The sequence below is a fragment of the Nocardia sp. NPDC004260 genome (genome assembly GCF_053603155.1).
On the sequence record NZ_JBSGEZ010000048.1, the window covers coordinates 18,979 to 39,906 of the forward strand.

A 20,928-nucleotide genomic window follows, 5' to 3' on the forward strand; every position below is an offset into this window, starting at 1 on the left:
ACAGTCAGACTGTATCCATGCTTACCTGCTCAGAAGGGTGCGAGTCGTGACGTTCCCGGTGTTTCTGCTCGCGCTCGGCGCGACCGCTCGCCTCACGCGGCTGATCACTGATGACTACATTGCGCGCCATCTGCGCGTGTTCGTGATCAAACGAACAGGCCACGACAGCGACCTCGGCTATCTGATGGGCTGCCCGTGGTGCCTGAGCATGTGGCTCGGCGCCATCGTGGTCACGCTGTCGGAGGTCGCGCACTATCACGGCTGGGACAAATGGTTCCTACTGCCCGCGTGGGTGCTGTCGATATCGTGGCTGGTGGGGACTGCGGCCGAATGGCTCGGCGGACCGGTGCAGCAGCAGCCCGACCCGATCGAGGCCAAGCAGTGAGGCGATCGCGGCGGCCGGAGTCGACGGCCGCGCTCATCGCCGCACAGCTGGGGATCACGGACAACACCGACGGGCGGCATATCAGCATTCCGCCGGGTGCGGTGTTCGGCCAGTACGCGATCGACCAGGCCACCCGCAAGGACCCGCTTCGACCACCGCGCGTGGTCACAGCGGCAGCGCAAGTGGTGGCCGGTCCCTCGGTTGCGCGCACCGCCGCCAAGCCCACGAAACAGAAATGGCAAGACGAGATCTGGGACCTGCGCGACCAAATCGGCGAGGTCCGATTCTCAGGTGACCGCATCGCGCGCAGCGTGAGCCTGATGCGGCCGATGATCGCGAAGGTCGAATCCCTCGGTGACGAACCGACCGAGGTGACCGAAGGCCTTCCCGGCGAGCTCGGCGAACGCATGTTCTCCGACCCGTCCGCCACGGCGCAAAGGCTGTTCCGCGCGGCGCAGCACATCAGCTTCAACGGCGAAACCCTGCCGATCATCGCCGACAGCGACAACGACCTGTACTCGTGGGAGCCGTGCTCGGTGCAGGAACTCACCCCGGCGGGCAAGAGCTGGCAGTACAACGACGGCCTGGACACTCGCCGCCTCGACCCGACCGAACATGTTGTGCGCGCGTGGATTCCGCACCCGCGGCAACGTGCATGGGCCGACTGCGGGGCGCGCGCGATCCTGCCCGTCGCCCGCGAGCTGCGCGGCCTCACCGAGCACGTGAGCGCGCAGATCGATTCCCGTTTGGCCGGCGCGGGCATCCTGCTCGTCCCGCAGGAGATCGAGACCCTCCGCGGGCAAGGCTCCCCCGACCGCGCCAACGGTGACGACGAGGACGATCTCGATCCGTTCGTGGCCGATCTCATGGAGATGATGCTCACCCCGATCAAGGACCGGGCGTCGGCCGCGGCGCTGGTGCCGCTGGTGTCCAAGGTGCCGGGCGATCTGGTCGACAAGATCAAGCACATCAAGTTCGCCGAGCCGCTGGACCCGAAGGCGCAGGAACTCCGGTCGGAGGCGATCCGGCGGATCGCGCTCGGGATGGATTCCCCGCCGGAGGTGCTGCTCGGCCTCGGCTCGGGATCGAACCACTGGAGCGCGTGGGCGATCAGCGAGGAAGACGTCAAGCTGGCCGTCGCGCCGGTCGCGGTGGTGATCATGCACGCGCTCACCACGGGATGGCTGCACCGGCTGTTGAAGGCGGCCGGTGTCCCGGACTGGCAGCGGTACCTCGTGTGGTTCGACGCGTCCGCGCTGCGGCTGCGCCCGGACCGCTCGGCTGACTCGCGGGAACTCTACGACCGCGGCGAGCTCGCCGGGGCCGCGATGCTGCGCGAGAACGGATTCGGCAAAGCGGACCTGCCGACAGCAGATCAGAAGAAAGAGATCCTGCTGACGAAGCTGCTGATCGGTGCGCCGTCGCTGGCGCCGCTGTTGCTGCCGCTGCTCGGTATAGAGGTCGACGCCTCGGTGCTGCGGCAGACCGCCACCATCACCGACGCCACCACCGACGGCAAAGCCCCCACCAGCGCGCCGCCCGCGCCCGACGACAGCGGCGGATCGCGGGACCTGCCCGAGCAGCCGGACCCGGCCGAGCAGCCCGAGCAGGAGCCCGCACAGTGACCGCGCCCGCTGATCTGGACTGCCTGACCTCGGTGTGCGAAATGGCGGTACTGCGCGCACTGGAGGTCGCGGGCAAGCGTGGCCGCAACTCCAGTCGGCAAAACCGCGAACTGCTCTCGATGCCGCCGCACGAACAGCACACCGCCATGTGCCTCGCGCGGCGGCCCGAGGATTGTGACCGCCTGCTGCCCGGAGCGTGGGATCACCTGCGGATCGTGCTGCCCGGCCGCGATCGGATCATCACCGCGGTCGACTGGTATGTGCGGCAACTGATCGTGACCCGCCGCGCGCACACCAGCGAGGATCTGCGGCGCGTGCTGGCGGTGGCCTGTGAGCCGGACTGATCCGCTGCTCGCGCACCGGCTCCACGCCGAGAACCGGCTGCGCCGCGGCGAAGCCGCCGCATTCCGAGGCGTGGTCGCGGCGATGACTATCTGGCTCGACACCGCCCGCGCCCTGGTCCTGCACAAGCCTCTGCCCGCAGCAGCCGTCGACCTGCTCGCCCCGCCCTCGGTGACAGCGGCAGCCGGTAACTCGCCGCCCGACATCGAAGCCGCTCAAGCGGCAACCGAGGTATGGGCGCGAGCCGTCGCCCGACACGTCGACCCCGCCCTCTCGGAAGCGTTCGGCGAGGCGTTCCTCGACGCCGAGCGCCGCGCGGACATCTCCCCGTTGCCGTTCCAGCTCGCCTATCTCGAGCAGGTGCACGACCGGCTGCGGATCTGGCCGGAAGGCGCATTCGAAGAGTTGCGGCCCGAGCTGCTGGAAATGCTGTCCGAGGGCATGGATTACGAGCAGATCGAGGAACGCATCGGCCGCATCCTCGACATCGACGCACCGTCGCGGCGGCTGCGCGCGGAGATCTCCGCAGTCGACCGACAGATCGACGACCCCACCACCACGCCGTCGGACAGGCGTGCACTGCGCGCCCGCCGCCGCGCCCTGTGGGAGCAGCACGACGCATCGCTAGGCCAGTGGCAGTGGCTCGCGCGGCGGATCGCGCGGACCGAGATCCACGGCGCCATCGAGGGCGGCACGCTGGCCGCGGCGCAGGCGGTCGAGCAGGCGGGCGGACAGGCCCGGTTCAAACGCTGGCTGGCGACCACCGATGAACGCACGCGCGGCACACACGTCGTCGCCGACGGCCAGATGGTCAAGCTCGCCGAACCGTTCCGGGTCGGCCTGGCCGAACTCCAGCACCCGGGCGAGGCCGGCGGGCCCGCGCACGAGGTCATCAACTGCCGCTGCACCATGCTCATCCTCACCGAGACCGAGGTGCAGGACGCGTTGCAGGGCATGTGGGGTGGCCGCGGTGTCGCGCCCGGCGCGGCCCGGATGGGCCCCGATGATCCCGACGACGCTGCTGCGGCGCTGGCGCGGTGGGAGGCCGAGCAGCGCGGCGAAGTCCTCGAAGACGAAACCCCACCAGAACCACCCGACCCACTTCCGGACAGTGATCCGGAAACAGACGACGATCCGGAACCGGAACCAGAACCCGATGAGGAGCCGACCGAGGACGAGAACACTGACGACGAACTCGACGACGAGGACGAACCCGACGACGATGAACCCGATGACGACGAGGACGGAATCGACGGCGAGGACCAGGACGACGACGAAGACCTTGTCGACGAGGACGATTCCGCCACCGACGAAGACCCCGACGCCGCCGACGACGAGGACGACCTCGACGACGAGCCCGAGGCCGAGGCCGAGCCGGTCATCAGCGCCAGCACCCGGGACTTGTTGGACCGCGTGCGCGAGTCCCTGCCCGATGACCGCGACGGCTGGAATGCCCTGACCCAAGCGGAACTCATCCGGCCGGAAGAAACCTACGGTGAGCGGCGGATCTGGCAGGTAGAGCAGGAGACTGCGCAGCTGCGCGCGCGGCTCGAACAGTTGCGCGCTGACCGCCGGTTCGCCGCGTTCCGCGACAGCGATGAAGACGATCTGTGGATCGAGGGCCAGCGCCGCCGCCGACAGGCGGAAGAGCTCGAGGGCAAGCTGTCGCGTGCACGCTCCGAACGCAGCATCGAGCGTTTGACCAGGCAACTGGAGGCAGCACGCGCCGACCGCGAAGCCCTCGACGAATACATGAGGCTGCCGATTCAGATAGCCAACAATGAGACACTGCTTCAGGACTGGCGCGACAACCCACCCGACCCGGACATCTGGAACCAGATGATGGTCGCCCGGTGGGAATCTGCGTATGCCACCGACGACCGCGGCAACCTGCTCCCACCACCGGAGCTTGAAGCGCATCTCGATTCGGTGCTTGGCGCCGGAGCTGCATTGTGGGAGGACATCGCGCGTGCGTTGGAACTCGACGAGGGAGTGCAGCGAGCACGACGGGATCTCGCCGACCTCGACCCGTCCATCTACAACGGCCGCCGCGATGCTCGCCGCGAGGTCGCACGCGCCGAGGCCGCAGTCATACGGGCCGCATTGGCGGAAGTACGCGAGTTCAGCGGGCATGAGCAGCGCGTCACAACGGCCGTGCCGAGCGATTCTCACCGCCGTCGCGGGAACAATCCCATCAGATCCGGCAACGCTGCGGTCCTCGATGACCTGCGCGACGCCGAGCGAATCTTTCCCCGCGAATGGCTCGAGGCCGCTGACGCACGCGGTGAACTGGTGCTCGGCCGAGTAGATCGCGCGTACTTCTCTGCGAAGGGAGGTGGTGACGGCCGCGACCTGCTCGCCGCGAACAATCCAGTCCTGCCGCAGTACGACGGTGCGTTCAACTCCTACGAGCGAGAGGTGATGATGCACGAGCTCGGCCACCGCATGGAGCAGGCCATACCAGGACTCACGCATCTGGAATATGCGTTCGTGCGGCGCCGCGCGATGGTGAGCGGGCGTCTGGAGGAACGCACCGAGATCTACCGGGGCAGTGGCGAATTCGCGTTGGCCGACAAGTGGAAAGACCCGTATGCAGGCAAGACATACGCCCACGACAGTCGGAACCCGGCGCAGGTGGCGCATGAGGTGTTCCAAGTCGGATTGCAAGACGTCTTCGGACGCAGCCGCTTCAAGTTCGACGACAGCAGCGAGTTGACCTGGTTCATCCTCGCGTCGATGCTGCTCTTATGAGCTGGACCGTCTACAGCCGCACGGAGGCCGGCCGGTGGCTCAACTGGAACGGCCGGGATTGGCGCGCCGACCGTGAGACCACCGCGGTCCTGTCCGAGCCGGGGTTCGCGTTCCCGCTGACCCCGACCGGCCCTACACAGGTCGGGTACGGGCCGGGCGAGTCCGAGCTGCTGGCCGCCGCGCTGTACGTGATCCCGGCCGCGAGCACGGCCGGGCAGGTCCCGGAGTATCCGCAGATCCCGACGCTTCCCAATGGGGCAGCGGGGTGAGCTCCTGCGACAACTAATCACGTTCGATTTCGGAGCCGAGAAAATCGAACTCGGCGCCGTGGAAGTATCTAGAATGCGTTACCTTGAGCGTCTCTATCGAATCGCTTGATAGGGTTGCGATCTCAATATCCTGCCCTTGAAACCGTTTCTCCTTCTCAAGACGTAGCCGCTCTTCAAGCGCTCGCCGGTGACCCCCGCTTCCGCTGAATTCAATGACTTGCCGCTTACTCGAGTGGCGTTGATAGATCACCAGGTACCCTGACATCGGCCTCACCTCCGTTCGCTCGGCGTTGCACATCGTCCCGGACCATCTGCCGCACCGATAGCATAAGCTCCGACATCGAAGCTTCCACTTTGAGGCGGTCCATGCGATCTAGCATGCGGATGCGCGGCAACTCTTGGAGGCTTGCTCTCGCTTCCTTCCACTCTTCCGCTACTTCATCTGCCCGGGGATCGTTCACCTGGTTGAACCATCCTGCGGTCTGATCGATGACATTAAGTAAGCGATCTTTAAACTCTTCGGGAATAACGGCTTCAATTTTGTAGGGACTAGAACCGGTTTCCGCCATGTCCCAGTTGTATTCAGCCACCGCGAACCCAACGGAAAATAGATGAAACAATTCGATCACCGCCCGCCCCACGGGATGGTCGGGAACTTCTCCATATCGAATCCCCCTGCCGATCAGATCGGCAAGGTCCTCGTACATGTTCGCCCAAGCGCTCTGCACTGAAGTCCTGATCTGGATCTCAGCTTTGCCTGCCGGGAAATTCGCTCGCAAATGCAAAGCGCGATAGCCCGAATGCGGCGCTTGCCGCGTGTCACTCGCGACGTCTTCGAGATTCAATCCCAGGGAATCAGCGATTAGTCGTGCTACTGCATCCTGCTCGCTGAGAGTCATACTTCCCTCAACTCGCACGCCAGCCACATCAATTATATTTGAGAGCGGCCAATTCGGATTCGCGACAAGCTTTTCCCTGAGTGTATCAATAGTTTTAGGACGCCCCGATATCAGCGGTTTCCATTCGTCACCAAGAATCGGTGAGAAATCAATTTTGCCGATGCACTCCTGAATGGTGGCTTGCAGATCGTCGTACCACAAGACCACGTCGTCATACGAAGGCGCGACCATCTCTTGCTCTCTACGCTCACGGATCGCCTCACCCAAACGCCTGAGCTGCTTCTTCGACCATGGTGGGTCGTCGTCGAGACGCACCCCTGAACTCTAACCCAAGTAGCCCAGCCTCCTCCGACACGATGAGATGGCTCTCGTGCGATATCGCGGCAGATACATGGATACAGTCGAACTGTCCCTAATGATTGGAGGCTGTCATGAGTGCGCCTACGCTCGCCGCCGACGTTATCGCTGCTGAGGGTGGTGCACCGGCCGGTTGGCGTGGTCCGATCCTGCCGGTCAACACCCGCTCTGGTGATGCCCAGGACTACGTGCGTGAGTACGTGCTCGTCGGCGACGAGGTACCGCATCGCCCATTGCCGCAGCCACTGTCCGTTCAGGAACAGTCGGCGGACAGGCACGGCGGGTCGATCGTCGTCGGTCTGATTACTCGGCTATGGGTGCAAGACGGCATGGTTTGGGGCGAGGGTCCGTTCGACCTCGCGGATCCCAAGGCGTACGACTGGGCCGCGAAGCTGGGGCGCGGCGCGGCGGGCTGGGTGTCGGTCGACTTCTCCGACATCGCGGTGACACAGGTGCCGCTCGATGCCGAGGGCAATGAGGTACCGCCCGAACGCATCGCCGCTTGGCAGCAGGGCGCGAGCGTGCCTGGTGAACCCGACTGGTCTGCTGACCCGGTCGCTGAATGGCTGTGGCGTGTCGACCGATGGAAGGTCGCTGGCGTCACGATGCTGTCGTCCCCAGCCTTCGAGCAGGCGCGGGTCATGCCCGCCTACGACATCCAAGCGCTCACCGCTGCCGCCGGACCCGCGACCGAGGACGACGAATCTGACGACGCCGAAACCGAGCACACCGGCGCCATGATCGCGCTCGTCCCGGCCGCCGAGGATGCGGCGCGGCTTGCGGTCGAGGGCGGCGAGGACGTCGACGAGTTGCACGTCACCCTTGCCTATCTCGGTGAGGCCGTGGAGTGGACCCCGGAGCAGATCGACGACGTGCATACGGCGGTCGCTGAGCTCGCGCCGTCCGGGCCGATGCTAGGCGAGGTCTGGGGGCATGCGGCGTTCAACCCGAACTCGCCGGACAAGGACCCGTGCGCGGTGTACCTCGTCGGCGCCGACGGCCTGGCGGACTTCCGGCAGGCAGTACTCGGTGCGGCGCTCGACAGCGGCGGGCCCGTGCCTGAGCAGCACGACACGTTCGTGCCGCACGTGACCGCTGGCTACGGGCTGCCGGTCGCGGACCTGTCGGAGACCGGCCCGATCCGATTCGACCGCATCCGCGTCGCGTTCGCCGGGAAGTACGAGGACATCCCGTTGGAGCCGGTGACCACCGCGCTGACGGCGGCGGCCGTGGTCTACGACCACCGTGATTTCGAGCTGCCGGAACCGGACGAGCCGACGCGGCTGACGATCACCGATGACGGGCGCGTGTTCGGGCACCTCGCCGAATGGGGTAGCTGCCATGTGGGATTCGCCGACATCTGTGTCACGCCTCCCACAAGCGCATTCGACTATGCGTTTTTCCACCAGGGCACGATCCGCACCGACGACGGTCCGATGGCGGTCGGGAAGATCACCATCAGCCGCGACCGCGACCGCGGCGGGCACGCCGGGCTGCACCTGGGATTGCGTGCGGCGGCCGAGCACTACGACAACACCTGCACGGCAGTCGCGGTCGTGCGCTGCCGGGACGGAGCGGTCGGCCCATGGCTGTCCGGGCGCATCCTGCCCGGAGTCGACGAGGACCGCATCGAGGAACTGCGCCGATCAGGGATCTCCGGTGACTGGCGCGGTGTCCGCCGCAACAGCGATGCGCTGGAGCTGATCGCGGTCCTGGCCGTCAACTCCCCCGGGTTCCCGATCGTCGCGCGCACGCGCGCGCTGGCGGCGGCCGGTGTGCGGTCGCTGGTCGCGGCCGGGATGCTGCGTCGCGGCGCCCGCGGGCCGCGGGTGCTCGACCTCGATGACGTGTTGCGTACGCGGCGAATCGCGCACGCGGCAGGACGGATTCGCGCGGGGCGAATCCGCAACGTGGCCGCTCGCATGGCGGCAGCAACGAGAGGAGTCCGCTGATGGGCAACTGCAATTGCGGTCCGAAGAAGACCCTGCATCAGGTGGTGCACCCGTCCGGGGCGACGGTCACCTACAAATCCGAAGACGAGGCGCGGGCCGTTGCAGCTCAGGTGGGCGGCACGTACCAAGCTCAACAGCTGTGAGCGGATACAGTAGACGCAGTTAAGCCGCTGGCCTCGGGCCGGGCATTCATTGCCCGAGCACGGAGGCTTGCGGTGAAGATCACGCTTCAGTCCCTTATCGACGCCGCCACCGGCGCGGCCGAAGGTCAGTCCGCGGCCGATGCGGTCGCAACGCTTCTCGCCGAAGCTCCCACCGATACCGATGTGGCCGCGCTGCTGGACGCGGCGACCGCCAAGTTCAACGAGCTCTACGGCGACGGCACAGCGAAGTTCAGCGACGACGAAGCCGCCGTGATGGAAGCGCTCGCCGACGTCGCTGACGGTGTGCGCGTCGAGGTCGGCCGCCGCGACAAGATCGCAGGCGAGCAGGCCGAGCGCATGTCCAAGCTGGCCGAGCGGGTCAATCCCACGGCGAAGACCACCGACAAGGACGACGGCGGCGAAGGCGGGGGTGACACCGAAGGCGGGGACAAGGGCGGTGACGGCGGTGAGGACGGCGGCGACACCACCGACGCCCCCACCGAACCCGCCGGTGATCCGGCCCCACCCGCAACCGATGCCGCGCCCGCGGCGGTGGCCGCCGACCCGGCACCGGCGCCCGCCGCGGAACCCGCGCTCGTAGCCGCAGCGCCGCGCCGCCGAGTGCCGCGACTGTCGGACCTGCCCCCGCGTGAGGTCCGCCGCCCCGACCCGGGCCCGGCCGGCGTCGTGATCACCGCCGCAGCGGACGTCGACGGGTATTCCGCCGGTGCGCGGATGGAAAATCTCGAGGCGGTGGCGAGGGCCGCGACCGCGAAGGTGCAGGCGTTCCCCGATCACATCGTCCCGAACACGCGGGTCGTGGCGAACTTCGCGCAGTTCCGCGTTCCGTTCCCGGACGACCTGGTCGTGCAGGACGAGAACGACGCGCAGCGCGTCATGGATCACGCGCTGGATCAGTCGCGTCTCCCGCAGCCGCTCACAGCCGCCGCGGGCAACGGTTGGTGCTCGCCGTCCGAGCGACTGTACGAAATGTCTCCGATCCTCGCGGACGGCACCGCGGGCATGGTCGATGTCGCCGAGGTGCAGTCCCCGCGCGGCGGTCTGATGTGGACCGAGGGCCCGGACTACACCGCGATCTACACCGGCGCCGGTATGGGCTTCATCCAGACCGAGGCCCAGAACATCGCGGGTACCGGGTTCACCACCGCGACCGGCGGCACCGTGTCCGGCACATCCAAGCCGGTGTTCTCGATCCCGTGCCCGAGCAACTGGAGCGAGAAGCGAGCCGAGGCCATCGGGTTCGGCATCAACGGCGGCATCTTGCAGCACGACGCCTACCCGGAGATCACCGAGGACATCATCGCTCACGCGTTGGTCGCGCACGCGCACCGCGTCAACGCGCGCACCATCAACCGGATGGTGGCCGACGCGGGTGCGGCGATCTCGCTGTCGCTCGGCCCGTCCGCGACGCCGCAGCTGCTCAACTCGATCGACATCCAGATCGAGGACATCCGCTACGCGAACCGCATCGGCGACAACGTCACCCTCAAGGTTGAGATCCCGCGCTGGGTGCGACCGCTGCTGCGCGCGGACCAGTCGATCCGCACCAACGGCTCCGCGACCGAGTCGTACATGGTCGAGGACGCGAAGATCCTCGCCTGGTTCAAGCAGCGCAACGCGATCCCGTCGTTCGTCTACGACTGGCAGGACGCGTTCACCGGCGTCAGCGACGGTTTCGGCGGCACGACTCCCGTCACCGCGTGGCCCACCTCGGTCGACGTGCTGGTGCACCTGCCGACCACGTACCTGCGCAGCCGCGGCGACATCATCACGATGCAGGCCGTCTACGACACCACCAACCTCCGCAACAACGAGGTCTTGCACCTGTTCGTGGAGGAAAAGCTGCTGGTGATCAAGCGCCGGTACAAGCCGCGCCTGCTGCGGATCGCGCTGTCGGCGAACGGCAGCACCGCGGCCGGTCAGATCCTCGATTCCAACGGGCAGATCGTCCCGCCGGAAACCCCGTAATCACCGCTCCCCCGGCCGCATTCGTGCGGCCGGGGGATCTGTGGTTGTCCCCCTGATCAGGAGGTCTCCCGGTGGTCGCTCCCCCGCCGCTGCTCGTCCCCGCCCCCGCGTTCACCCCCGCCCGATATGGGTTGCAGTCCGCTGCCGACCAGGCCGCCGTCGCCGACCCGCGTATGCGGCTCGCCGGGATCGCGTGGGAGCCGAACCCGTGCGCCCTCGCACATCTTGACCCGGCCGAATGTGGTGACGACCCGACCGAACTCGATCTCACCGAGGGCATCGGCGCCTACCCGGTCGCGCCCCCGATCACGGTCTACGCCGGATTCACCTGCTCCCCGGTCGATCTCGACAAACCGAAGATGGACGCCCGCGCGGCTGCCGCGCTCGCTGGGGACTGGACCGCTGTCGAGGCCGCCGTGTGGGGCACCGCCAGCCTGCGCCTGATGGACGACACCACCGGCCACGAGACCGCGGTGCTCGCCGCCGATCCGGTGTCGATCACGCGTGGTGTCGGCCTGCTGGAGGCGTACCTCGCGGCGGGTTACGCCGGGATCGGTGTCATCCATGCCCCGCGTGAGGTCGCCGCTCAGGCCGCCGCCGCGCAGCTGCTCGCCACCGAGCCCGGCCGTCTCACCACACCGCTCGGCAACCGATGGGCGTTCGGTGCGGGCTACCCGCACACCGGCCCGGACGGTGGGCCCGCCGACACCGGCACCACATGGCTGGTCGTCACCGGCGCGGTGGTCTACCGGCGCACCGGCGTCAATCACCGCCGCACCCGGGAGCAGTCATTCGACCGCGCGAACAACGTGCTCTACGCGGTCGCCGATCGCACGTACGCCGTGGGCTGGGACGACTGCGTGCGCGCGGCCGTGCCGGTCACGCTCACCTAGGAGTCACCCGTCATGCCCACGATTCTCGCCGTCAACGGCAATCTGGCCGAGATCGCCTCGCGGCTCCTGGCCGCCGCCGGTGACGCACCCGATCGGGTGCAGATCGTCACCGGCGGCAAGTACCCCGGGGTGTCGGTGGATGACGAGCTGGCGCGCGCCGCCGGATACATCCGCGACGAGGACCAGGCCGACGCCGAGGGCGCGGACGGTTCTACTGCCGTAGTAAGTGCCGAGGCCCCCGAAAACCCTGACTCGAATCCGGCCAAGCCCGCGCCGCAACCGAAGAAGGCCCCGGCCAAGCGCGCCAGCTCGCGCACCACGAAGTGAGCCTGTGGTGACGGTCATCTCGGACACCTTCGCCGATATCGCCGGGCACGGAGACGTGCGCGCGATCTCGTTCTGGGCTCCCGCCATGCGGGACAACGCGACGGGCGAATTCATCGTGACCCCGCAGTACGTGCACGTCGCGGTCGCGCCGGATGGCTCGTTCACCACGCCGGATCTGCTGGCTGGCCTGGTGCGGGTGCGGATCAACGGTGTCGCCTATGACATCACGGTCCCGGACTGGCCGACCCCGATCCGGCTCGGCCCGCTGCTCACCGCCTCCGAAGAGGTCCCTGCGGACGAGAAAGCGAAGGCCGTCCGCAACGGCGGCGGCGTCGCCGTGGCCCTGCTCATGGAGCCCGAGGACTTCGCCGCGCTGAGCGCCATCGACCCCGAAACCGTCTATCTCATTCCTGATTAGGAGATTGTCATGGCAGCTACAGCCAAGTGGTATGGGCGCGGCCAGCTCGCTTTCGTGCGCAAGGAGATCAGCTGGACGGCGGATGCGATCAAAGTCATGATCGCATCGAGCTCGTACACGCCCGATCAGGACGCTCACGACTATCTCGATGACGTCGTCGCCAACGAGATCAGCGGCACGAACTACACCGCGGGCGGTCTGCTGCTCACCTCGTGCGCGGCCACCTACGACAGCACCACCAACCGATGCCGCCTGACGGCCGCCAACGCGGTGTGGAACGACGTCACGTTCTCCAACGGGCGCTACGGCATCATCTACAACAGCACCCCATCAACGAACGCCACCAGGCCGCTGATCGGGTACGTCGATTTCGGCGGCAACCAGAGTCCGTCGGCAATCAACTTCCAGATCACCTGGGACACAACCGATGGTGTGCTGTATCTGGCTGCGGCCTGATCGGCGGCAGCGGTGGCGATCCACCTGCGCGGCAGGACAATCAGCCGCATCTACGTAGGTGAGCGGCGGATTCGTCGCGTCTACCTCGGTGACCGGCTGGTGTGGGTGGACCTCGAGGGCATGATCCTCGCCGCCGCCGCTGCCGCTTTCGCCGATGCGTCGGCACCGGTGATCCTTGCCGCGCTGCCAGTCACCGCGGGCGGAACAGTCGCGATGATGCCGGTGCCGGGATTCGGGGCGGCCATCTCACCCCCTCCCGCAGTCGTCGTCGCAGACGCACCCGCACCGGTGATCCTCGCGGCTGTGCCCGTCTCGGCGGGAGCCGTACTCGCCGACGCTGCCGGGCCGTCGCTGCTGGTCGGCCCCGGCATCACCGCCGCAGCAAGCTCGGCGGTGATGCCGGGACCGCAGATCACGGCGGCGATCGACGTCACCGCTGGCGCAGCGACCGCAGATGCCGCAGCACCGACGATCCAGCTCACCCACGGTGTCGTGCTCACCTCGGCCGCCGAATCAATCGCCGACGCTGCCGCACCGACGATCACGATGCTCGTCTCCGCACCGGCCGCGGGCCTGATTGCTGCCGCGGCCGGTCCGTCCCTGACCAACGACCGGATCATCACGGTCCCGGCCGCCGAAGCGTCGGCAGTGATGCCGACACCGGCGGCGGTATTGGTCCTCGTCGCGCCCTCTGCGGCGGCGTCGGCGGCGGCGCCGAGCCCGAGCCTGCTGGTCACCGCCGCGCCACCCGCGGCTGCCAGCGCCGCGGTGGGACCGACGCCGCTGGTGTCGATGACGCTGCTGTCCACGGCTGGCGCGGTGTCGGCGGTCGCGCCCGCGCCCGGGTTCGCGCGCACAGCGTCACCGCCTGCTGCGGCGGTGTCCGCGGTGATGCCGACACCGACTGTGCTCGCTGCGTTGCCGGTGCCTGCCGCTGCGGCATCCACGGCGGCCGTCGTGCCGTCGAGCCTGTCGATGCGGGCCGAGCCGCCCACGGCCGTGGCTATTGCCTCGTCGGTGGCTCCAGTGGTACGCGAGATCGCCTCGCCGCCTGCGGCAGTCGCATCGTCGGCGATGCCGAGCCAAGTCGTGTCGATGCTTGTCCCCCTCTCCGCGCCCTCAGCGTCGGCCGTGGCACCGACACCGGTGGCCCGGTGGGCAGCGACCCCACCGTCCGCGGTCGCGTCCGCGGTCGCGCCGGTTCCAGCCCCAACGCTGATGGTGATGGCTCCCGCTGCCGCTGTATCGGCAGTGGCACCAGAGCCCGCAGTCGGTTCGTCGTCGGGGATATCGGCGATGGGCATGGACAAGTCCGGTACCCAGTCCATCGGCTCGGATCAGACTGCTCTCGTCGCCGGGTGGGCGGCGCGCTCCGGCTACCCGGCCACCAGCATCGTCAGCGATGCGCTGAAGAGCGACGGCGCAGGGAGCGTCGTCATCCAGTGCAAGGTGACGCTGTCGGCGAACTGGTTCTCGGGTACCGCGCTGACGCTGCGAATCCTGAAGAACGGCGTCCAGATCGCTACGGCGAGCATCGCATTCAATACGGCCTCGATCACGTTCTCGCCGGTGTCGACGACGTTGGCGCTGAACGACACGATCTCGTTGCAGTACACCTCGCCGTTCGGGGCGAGCGCCACGATCGCGGCCGGTTCGACGAACACGTACCTGTACTACGACGTCGCCTGATCGGTCGTTCCGGTGTCGGCGGGGTGCGGGCGACTATCCTGCTTCTAAGCGTGCTGCTGGCCTCGGGCCGGGCGAAATCCCCGGCTGGAGGTCAATAATGGCAACCACGTGCTGGCCGTCCGTTCGCGGCAAGGTCGCCCGATTCACCGCTGTCACCAACTGCGGCGCCCCGTCCGCGGGCGCGAAGAACACCCTCACGACCGACGGGTTCACCACCATCGAATTCGCGCCCGAATACGAGGACGGCGAAGAGATGTCGCAGAAGAAGGCCGACGGCCGCTTCGCCTACCTGTTCAAGGACGACGACCAGCTCAAGTGGATCGGCGTCAATGCGACTTTCACCGGCGTGAACCCCGACTTGCTCGGCATGGTGCTCAGCCAGCCGATCGTGATGGATCACGCGGGCAACGCGGTCGGTATCCGCGTCGGTCAGGTCATCAGCACCGATTGGGCCCTGGAGACCTGGACCGACATCCCGGGGGTCGCCTGCACCAGCGCCAAACCCTACGGCTACTTCCTCGCGCCGTGGCTGCACGGCGGCCGTCTCGCGTCGTTCTCCATCCAGAACGGGGCGGCCGAGTTCAAAATCGAGAACGCGCGCACACAGGCCGGGAGCCAGTGGGGCAAGGGCCCGTACAACGTGGATCTCAACCCGGGAGCCGACCCGGAAGATCCGCCCGTCGCGGGCAAGCTGCTCACGCCGATCCTGGCCGATCAGCATCTCGACATGCACCTGACCTACGTGGCGCCGCCGACGCCGGCGTGCGCGGCGTCCGCGCTGGTGCTGTCGTAATGGCGTCCTGCGGATGGGTGGTTTCGGACTGGCCGAGTGCGTATGCCTCGGCCAGTTCGGCCGATAAGGCCGCAGCCGAAGCGTGGGCGTCGGCGGTGTTGTGGGCGCTGTCCGGGCGCGTGTTCGGCGTCTGCCCGGAGACAGTGCGGCCGGACCCGACCCCGGCCGGGCGGCCGTCCAGCTACGCCGGACCGTCGGGCCATGCCGGGTGGTGGCCGCATCATGCGGTTGCGGCCTGGCCCGCCGGTGGCTGCGGCTGCACCGGTGCGTGCGACTGCACCGCCAGCCGCACGCGGGTCGCGTTACCGGGCCCGGTGCATGAGGTGATGGAGGTGTGGGTCGACGGCGCGCAGCTGCCGCCCACCGCCTACCGGGTGCAGGATCGGCGATGGCTGCTGCGGGTCGACGGGCAGGCGTGGCCTGCCGTGCAGGATCTCACCGCGGCGGATCACGCCGAGGGCGCGTTCACCGTCACCTACGGGCGCGGCATCCCGATCCCGTCATCGGCGCTGGCCGTGCTCGTCGACCTGGCGGTGGAGTTCCTGAAGGCACGCACCGGATCGGGCAAGTGCGCGATCCCCGCTCGCGCGCAGCAGATTTCACGCCAGGGTGTCGACATCACGCTGATCGATCCGGCCGCGCTGTTCGAGAACGGCCTGACCGGTGTCGAATCGGTGGACCGCTGGCTGGCGACAGTGAATCCTGCACAGCGGCGGGCGCCGTCGCGGGTGTATAGCCCGGACGCGCCGCGCGTGGCGAGGATCCGCTGATGGTCGACACCGGTGTCTACGCCGCAGCGCACACGTTGATCGAGCGCCTGGCCGTCGAGCTCGCAGCGACCCGGGCCGGTGCACCGTGTATCGCGACGGTGCACCCGGGGAACATGGTCCCCGCCTACGGGTGCGGATGCGATGACTCGGAAGGGATCGCGTGGGCGCGGGTGGTGTCGGTCGGCGGCACGACGAAGTTCCCGCAGCTGCTCGCCGGGCCGCCGACGCCCGGTCAGGTGGTGCAGCTGGCCGCGGTGATCGAACTCGGAGTGGATCGCTGCTACTGGCAGACCGAGGACAACTCGATGCCGGACCCGCCCGCGATCCTGGATTCGATGGCGCGGGACGCGCTCGACGATGCGGCGGCGATGCGCCGCGCTGCGCTGTGTGCTGGCCTGGAACAGGTGGTACTCGGGGCGTGGATGCCGCGCGGTCCGCAGGGCGCCATCCACGGCGGCACGATGACCGTGACGGTGCTCGTCGACACCTGCGGGTGCGGGTCGCAGATGCCGCCGCTCGATTCGGTCGTGGCACCGCTGGACGGCGACCCGCGAATCGCGACGCCGTGAACATGCGAGCGCCCCGCCCCAGCAGTTCGGGGCGGGGCGCGTTGCGTTCAGGCTGAGCGGTCGAGTTTGCGGATTTCCGTGGTGCCGTCGAGGCTGCGCACCCGGTATTCGCCGGGGCCGGGTATCGGGGCATCGATGATCTGCCCGAGTCGGCGGATGAGTTCGGCGGTGTCGACACCCATCCGTTCGCGTAACTCCACTGTCGAGATGGCGTCGGGGTCGGAGAACGCGGCGATCAAGACGTGCTCGACGCCCATCCATCCGTCGCCGCGGTCGCGGGCGACCTTTTCCGCGTCGGCGAGCAGCTGCTCGAACATGGGTGTCCGGGTGATCGGTTTCGCCATCGCTCTACCTTCCCATCACATGCCGAGGACTTCGGTCCAATCGTAGTAAGTGTGCCCCCACGAGTCCTTGTACTTCTGGCACAGCCAGAACCGCCACCCCATACCGTCATGGGTGCGCACGCGCGCGCCCTCGTTGAGTCTGCTGCACGACAGTGCTGGCGTGCCTTCTGGCGTCTGCTCTGATTCGGGCCAGTTCGCCGAGTCCGACCCGCGGCACGCGCTGTTGTCGTTCTTGGGGTCGACGTGTCCGAACAGGCAGGGCCCGGCCTGCGCGGCGGGGAGCGCGGTCGGCGCGAGTGTGCCGACCGCGAGCGATGCGGTGAGCGCGCAGCCAGCGAGCAGGGCGCGGATGGTCTTCATGGTTTCCTCCTTGTGTGGGCGTGCCGACCGCCTCGCCGGGTCGGTGCTGTTGATGTGAGGTCGAGCGGTGGGGCGACTCCGGCCGCGCGCAGTACCCGCTGGATCTCCCGTTTGCGGGCGCAGTGGGTGAGGCGGCAGCCGAGATGCCTGCCCCACTGCTGGCGGGCCTGCTCGACCGTCAGCGGCAGGGGCGGTGGTTCGTGGCAGAGGCGTTCGTCGATCTCGCGGAACCGGGGCCCGGCCGCTGGTTGCGCGGCGAGCGCCCAGGCGGCGGCGAACACGCAGGCGATGACCGCTGCGGTCATCGCGGCAAGGATCAGCACCGGCCCGGCGGGCATGGCTGTCCATCCACGACCGCGGTCACCAGGTCGGCCCACTGCGTAGCGAGGTAACCCACGTGAGACCACGCCGCGTGCAGCGTCTCCTCGGGAGTTTCGTTCTGCGCCAGCAGCAGCACCTCGGCGTCGATGTAGGCGGCGGCGAGCGCGTCAGCGGCGGGCCCGACATCGGCGGCGCGGGTGGCCGGCGCAAGGTGGGTACTCACCCACTGGTTGATCAGCGTGACCACCTCGGCGCGGCGCTGGTCGATATCGCTGGCGCGGCCGGGTTCGATGCGGCGGGTGCGGTGCAGGTGCGCGAGCGCGCGCGCCCACCGGGTGACGAGGTGATCCCCCGGCCGGTCGCCCGCGACGTAGCGGATCGCCGAGCTGAGTTCGTGCCAGTCCGGCAACCCACACTGGGATCTGTTGCCCGCGTCCATGCCGGGCTATCCCTTCGATCCGAGCGAGTACGCCATCGCGGCCAAGTAGGGCAGGCAGCTGCCGCCGTGGCCGGAATGGGTGGCGAGGACGAACCGGGCGCGGTCCAGGTCGAGGTCTGTGGGTTCGGTTCCGCAGTCGCGGTAATGCGCGGCCCACAGGTCCCGGGTGTCTTGCGTGATACGCATGGCGGCCTCCGTGGCAGGCGGTTCGGGCACACCGGTACCGGGACGGCCGCGCGGTCCGAACCGAAGATGACCTCGCGCGCGGCCGGGTACGTATCCGAGACGTGATGAGGAATCGCCTGCGGTCCGATACCGGTGTGCTGTCTCAGCGTCGCCGGGGCGGGCGGAAGCAACTAGGCAGCGGCGATGCAGTTGCACCGCAACTTCGCAACGTCTCCCCTGAGCGTTTCGAGCGCGGATGCGGTTGAACCGGTGTAGTTTTCGAATTCACCACGGCGGCACGAGCAGGGGCTGGAGCGAGCCGATGATCATCTATCGCTGGACCGGAGTGGAATCGAGAGCGCTGCGCGAGGCGATGCTGCTCAGCGTCGAAAAGTTCGCGGCCAGAACGGGAATCTCGGCGAGGTCGGTGACGAACTGGGAGCTTCAGGGCGTCTCTGCGCACATGCGTCCGAGCAGCCGGGAACTGCTCGACAAGGCGCTCGCGGAGGCGTCGCCGGAGGTGAGCGCCCGGTTCGAGCGGGCCCTCGCCGAGATCGGATCGCAGCGAGACGAACCCGATGCCGGACTCCCGGTAACGGTTACGCTGGCGAATGACACCCCCGCTCGGCTGGTGCCGATCGCGTCGGGTGCTGGTGATGCTGATCAGGTCTGGGTGCGCGCCCGGACCGCCGCCGGAGAGGTCGTCCTCGTGTCACTCCCACGTCGCACCGTAGTCGCAGGATTCGGAGCCGGAGCCCTAGCCGCCGCCGTGGGCGCCAAGCCCGCGGCGGCCCTGGCCCACAGCCACATCGACCACCCCGCCCACTTCCGCACACTGCGAATGTCGCTGATCGAGAGCGACAACCTCTACGGCGGACAGTCGGTGATCCCGCTCGTCGAGCAGAACCTCGAGATCATGAACCAGCTGCGCCGCGCAGGGATCGGCGACGCCGCCGAGATGCAAAGAATGCGGATCTTCTACGCCGAATTCGCGGCGTGGCTGTACCAGGACGCCTGTAACTGGCCCCGGGCCCAGCATTGGACCGACCGCGCGCTGACGTGGTCGCACCAGCTCGGCGACGACTACTGCATCGCGGCCACCCTGATCCGTAAGGCACAGATCGCGAACGACATGGAAGACGGCGTCGAGGCAATGGAGCTGGCCGAGGCCGCCGAACGCGCCGCGCCGTCGGGCACTCGTTTCGCTGCGGTGGCAGCGACGTTCGCCGGGTACGGTGCCGCGCTGGCCGGTGACCGGTCGGCGAGCGCACGCGCGTTCGACCGTGCACGCGCGCTGGCGGCCGACGTCGACGCGGATCCGGTGTGGGGTGGGTTCCTCGACAGCCCATACATCGACGCTCACCAGGCGCACGGGCGCGCAGCGCTCGGCGACTACCGCGCCGCCATCGACCAATTCGGTCGGGCGATCAGCGGAATGCAGTCCGGGTTCACCCGCGACCAGGCCGTCTATACCTCGCGGCAGGCCCTTGCCTACGCCCGCGCGGGTGAGGCCGAGCCCGCCGCCACGCTCGGGCTGGCCGCGATGCAAGTCGGCGTCAGCACCGGATCCGAACGCGTCCTGCAGAACGTGCGCGCCGTCGACGAGCTGCTGTCGGCGCGGCATCTGCCCGAGGTCGCCGAGTTCCGTGAGGCGGCCGAGCGCTGGGCGGTCGTCTCGTGACGCGGCCGTACGTGCTGCTGTCGGTCGCAACCAGCATCGACGGCTACATCGACGACACGACCGCCGAACGGCTAATGCTGTCCAACGCCGAAGATTTCGACCGCGTCGACCAGGTCCGCGCCGAGTGCGACGCAATCTTGATCGGGGCGGGCACGATCCGCGCCGACAATCCCCGGCTCATCGTGAAGAGCGAGGACCGCCAGGCCGAGCGCGCCGCGGCAGGCAGGGCCCGGCAACCGTTGAAGGTGACCGTCACCGACAGCGGCAACCTCGACCCCGAGGCGAAGTTCTGGCACCACGGCACCGACGAACACCGGCCCGTCGTCTACACGACCGACGCCGGCGCGGCGAAGGCACGCGAACAGCTCGGCGAACTGGCCGACGTCGTCGCGCTCGGCGAGACCGTCGACTTCGGTGCGCTGCTCGACGATCTCGGCGCGCGGGGCGTCGGCCAGTTGATGGTCGAAGGCGGCTCCCACATGCACACGGCGTTCCTGTCGGCCGGGCTCGCCGACGAGCTCCACCTCGCGATCGGCCCCACTCTGGTCGGCGACAGCGCGGCGCCGCGGTTCGTGAATCCCGCACAGTTCCCAGGGGGTTCGACGCGGAGGATGCGGCTGGTCGACGTCACGCAGCTCGGCGACATCGCGGTACTGCGCTACCACCCGAAGGCGTAGGTCAGTACCGGTCGTCGATATCGTCCTGCGGCGGCTGGTACTCCTCTCCCATCGCGGCCGCCTCGAGCACGTCGAGGATCCGGCCGAGCACCACCGTGGATGACTCGCCGCGTCGTGCTCGCACGTGCGGCAACTGGAGAATCCGCACGACCGCCTCGACGTCGTCGAGCTCGGGCGACGGAGTCATTTCGGCGGACAGGATCCGGTGAATGTCGACGGCGGTGATGGGGCGTTCGGGCCGGTTGATGGCGACCACGACGGCGCGCACGAGTGCCTGTTGCTCGGCGGTCATCAGGTGTTCGTCGGCCACCGGT

The 20,928-nt window shown here is 68.2% G+C and carries 25 protein-coding genes; 18 read left to right on the plus strand and 7 right to left on the minus strand.

Annotation, left to right across the window (positions count from 1 at the left end):
• Window positions 1-46 precede the first annotated feature (46 nt).
• From ACWEO7_RS25330 to ACWEO7_RS25350, 5 genes are read left to right on the plus strand one after another with little or no spacing between them, the layout of a single operon-like run.
• Window positions 47-385: a DUF1360 domain-containing protein gene (locus ACWEO7_RS25330; RefSeq protein ID WP_452426668.1), complete on the plus strand. Its 339-nt coding sequence runs from the start codon at window positions 47-49 to the stop codon at window positions 383-385.
• The gene (locus ACWEO7_RS25335) at window positions 382-2,010 is read left to right on the plus strand and encodes a hypothetical protein (protein WP_452426670.1); all 1,629 of its coding nucleotides are present in this window, start codon (window positions 382-384) and stop codon (window positions 2,008-2,010) included. Before ACWEO7_RS25330 ends, ACWEO7_RS25335 begins: the two co-directional genes overlap by 4 nt.
• A complete protein-coding gene (locus tag ACWEO7_RS25340) occupies window positions 2,007-2,354 on the plus strand; it encodes a hypothetical protein (protein ID WP_452426672.1) in 348 nt (115 codons plus the stop codon). Before ACWEO7_RS25335 ends, ACWEO7_RS25340 begins: the two co-directional genes overlap by 4 nt.
• Window positions 2,341-5,103, plus strand: coding sequence for a phage minor head protein (locus tag ACWEO7_RS25345; RefSeq protein WP_452426673.1), 2,763 nt, complete (start codon window positions 2,341-2,343; stop codon window positions 5,101-5,103). Before ACWEO7_RS25340 ends, ACWEO7_RS25345 begins: the two co-directional genes overlap by 14 nt.
• Complete coding sequence (locus tag ACWEO7_RS25350) at window positions 5,100-5,372, plus strand: hypothetical protein (RefSeq protein WP_452426675.1); 273 nt, start codon at window positions 5,100-5,102, stop codon at window positions 5,370-5,372. The genes ACWEO7_RS25345 and ACWEO7_RS25350 overlap by 4 nt, the downstream gene beginning before the upstream one ends.
• Window positions 5,373-5,596: 224 nt before the next feature.
• Here the strand turns inward: ACWEO7_RS25350 and ACWEO7_RS25355 are convergent, their stop codons facing one another.
• A complete protein-coding gene (locus ACWEO7_RS25355) occupies window positions 5,597-6,586 on the minus strand; it encodes a hypothetical protein (RefSeq protein WP_452426677.1) in 990 nt (329 codons plus the stop codon).
• Between the two features lie 116 nt (window positions 6,587-6,702).
• On the opposite strand from ACWEO7_RS25355, the gene ACWEO7_RS25360 reads away from it, so the two are divergent.
• The 11 genes from ACWEO7_RS25360 (at window position 6,703) to ACWEO7_RS25410 (ending at window position 16,627) form a co-directional block, all read left to right on the plus strand.
• Window positions 6,703-8,580 (plus strand): 2'-5' RNA ligase family protein, encoded by a 1,878-nt coding sequence (locus tag ACWEO7_RS25360; protein ID WP_452426679.1) that lies wholly within the window; start codon window positions 6,703-6,705, stop codon window positions 8,578-8,580.
• Window positions 8,580-8,723: a hypothetical protein gene (locus ACWEO7_RS25365; RefSeq protein WP_452426681.1), complete on the plus strand. Its 144-nt coding sequence runs from the start codon at window positions 8,580-8,582 to the stop codon at window positions 8,721-8,723. The genes ACWEO7_RS25360 and ACWEO7_RS25365 overlap by 1 nt, the downstream gene beginning before the upstream one ends.
• Window positions 8,724-8,795: 72 nt before the next feature.
• Window positions 8,796-10,712 carry a major capsid protein gene (locus ACWEO7_RS25370; protein WP_452426683.1) on the plus strand — a complete coding sequence of 639 codons (1,917 nt, stop codon included), beginning with the start codon at window positions 8,796-8,798 and terminating at the stop codon, window positions 10,710-10,712.
• A 71-nt stretch (window positions 10,713-10,783) separates the two neighbouring features.
• The gene (locus tag ACWEO7_RS25375; protein ID WP_452426685.1) at window positions 10,784-11,605 is read left to right on the plus strand and encodes a hypothetical protein; all 822 of its coding nucleotides are present in this window, start codon (window positions 10,784-10,786) and stop codon (window positions 11,603-11,605) included.
• Between the two features lie 12 nt (window positions 11,606-11,617).
• Complete coding sequence (locus ACWEO7_RS25380; protein WP_452426687.1) at window positions 11,618-11,932, plus strand: hypothetical protein; 315 nt, start codon at window positions 11,618-11,620, stop codon at window positions 11,930-11,932.
• A 7-nt stretch (window positions 11,933-11,939) separates the two neighbouring features.
• Window positions 11,940-12,350: a hypothetical protein gene (locus ACWEO7_RS25385; RefSeq protein WP_452426689.1), complete on the plus strand. Its 411-nt coding sequence runs from the start codon at window positions 11,940-11,942 to the stop codon at window positions 12,348-12,350.
• Between the two features lie 9 nt (window positions 12,351-12,359).
• On the plus strand, window positions 12,360-12,806 hold the full coding sequence (locus tag ACWEO7_RS25390) for a hypothetical protein (RefSeq protein ID WP_452426691.1): 447 nt from the start codon (window positions 12,360-12,362) through the stop codon (window positions 12,804-12,806).
• A gap of 12 nt (window positions 12,807-12,818) precedes the next feature.
• Entirely contained in the window at window positions 12,819-14,495 is a 1,677-nt protein-coding gene (locus ACWEO7_RS25395) for a hypothetical protein (RefSeq protein WP_452426693.1), read from the plus strand.
• 97 nt (window positions 14,496-14,592) lie between these two features.
• A complete protein-coding gene (locus ACWEO7_RS25400; protein WP_452426695.1) occupies window positions 14,593-15,288 on the plus strand; it encodes a hypothetical protein in 696 nt (231 codons plus the stop codon).
• Window positions 15,289-15,305: 17 nt separating this feature from the next.
• Window positions 15,306-16,058, plus strand: a complete 753-nt coding sequence (locus ACWEO7_RS25405) for a hypothetical protein (protein WP_452426697.1) — start codon at window positions 15,306-15,308, stop codon at window positions 16,056-16,058.
• Window positions 16,058-16,627 (plus strand): hypothetical protein, encoded by a 570-nt coding sequence (locus ACWEO7_RS25410; protein WP_452426699.1) that lies wholly within the window; start codon window positions 16,058-16,060, stop codon window positions 16,625-16,627. The genes ACWEO7_RS25405 and ACWEO7_RS25410 overlap by 1 nt, the downstream gene beginning before the upstream one ends.
• A 47-nt stretch (window positions 16,628-16,674) precedes the next feature.
• On the opposite strand, the gene ACWEO7_RS25415 is transcribed toward ACWEO7_RS25410, so the two are convergent.
• Genes ACWEO7_RS25415 through ACWEO7_RS25435 form a run of 5 tightly spaced genes read right to left on the minus strand, consistent with a single transcriptional unit; the run spans window position 16,675 to window position 18,277 of the window.
• Window positions 16,675-16,971 (minus strand): Clp protease N-terminal domain-containing protein, encoded by a 297-nt coding sequence (locus ACWEO7_RS25415; RefSeq protein WP_452426701.1) that lies wholly within the window; start codon window positions 16,969-16,971, stop codon window positions 16,675-16,677.
• A 15-nt stretch (window positions 16,972-16,986) separates the two neighbouring features.
• A complete protein-coding gene (locus tag ACWEO7_RS25420) occupies window positions 16,987-17,331 on the minus strand; it encodes a hypothetical protein (protein WP_452426702.1) in 345 nt (114 codons plus the stop codon).
• Window positions 17,328-17,636, minus strand: a complete 309-nt coding sequence (locus tag ACWEO7_RS25425; protein ID WP_452426704.1) for a hypothetical protein — start codon at window positions 17,634-17,636, stop codon at window positions 17,328-17,330. The genes ACWEO7_RS25420 and ACWEO7_RS25425 overlap by 4 nt, the downstream gene beginning before the upstream one ends.
• A gap of 11 nt (window positions 17,637-17,647) precedes the next feature.
• On the minus strand, window positions 17,648-18,091 hold the full coding sequence (locus ACWEO7_RS25430; protein WP_452426706.1) for a hypothetical protein: 444 nt from the start codon (window positions 18,089-18,091) through the stop codon (window positions 17,648-17,650).
• Between the two features lie 6 nt (window positions 18,092-18,097).
• Window positions 18,098-18,277 (minus strand): hypothetical protein, encoded by a 180-nt coding sequence (locus tag ACWEO7_RS25435; protein ID WP_452426708.1) that lies wholly within the window; start codon window positions 18,275-18,277, stop codon window positions 18,098-18,100.
• A gap of 301 nt (window positions 18,278-18,578) precedes the next feature.
• Here ACWEO7_RS25435 and ACWEO7_RS25440 point away from each other — a divergent pair, with 301 nt between their 5' ends.
• The gene (locus ACWEO7_RS25440) at window positions 18,579-19,937 is read left to right on the plus strand and encodes a helix-turn-helix domain-containing protein (protein WP_452426710.1); all 1,359 of its coding nucleotides are present in this window, start codon (window positions 18,579-18,581) and stop codon (window positions 19,935-19,937) included.
• Window positions 19,934-20,614: a RibD family protein gene (locus ACWEO7_RS25445; protein ID WP_452426712.1), complete on the plus strand. Its 681-nt coding sequence runs from the start codon at window positions 19,934-19,936 to the stop codon at window positions 20,612-20,614. Before ACWEO7_RS25440 ends, ACWEO7_RS25445 begins: the two co-directional genes overlap by 4 nt.
• A 1-nt stretch (window position 20,615) precedes the next feature.
• Here the strand turns inward: ACWEO7_RS25445 and ACWEO7_RS25450 are convergent, their stop codons facing one another.
• Window positions 20,616-20,924: a hypothetical protein gene (locus tag ACWEO7_RS25450; RefSeq protein WP_452426714.1), complete on the minus strand. Its 309-nt coding sequence runs from the start codon at window positions 20,922-20,924 to the stop codon at window positions 20,616-20,618.
• Between the last annotated feature and the right edge of the window lie 4 nt (window positions 20,925-20,928).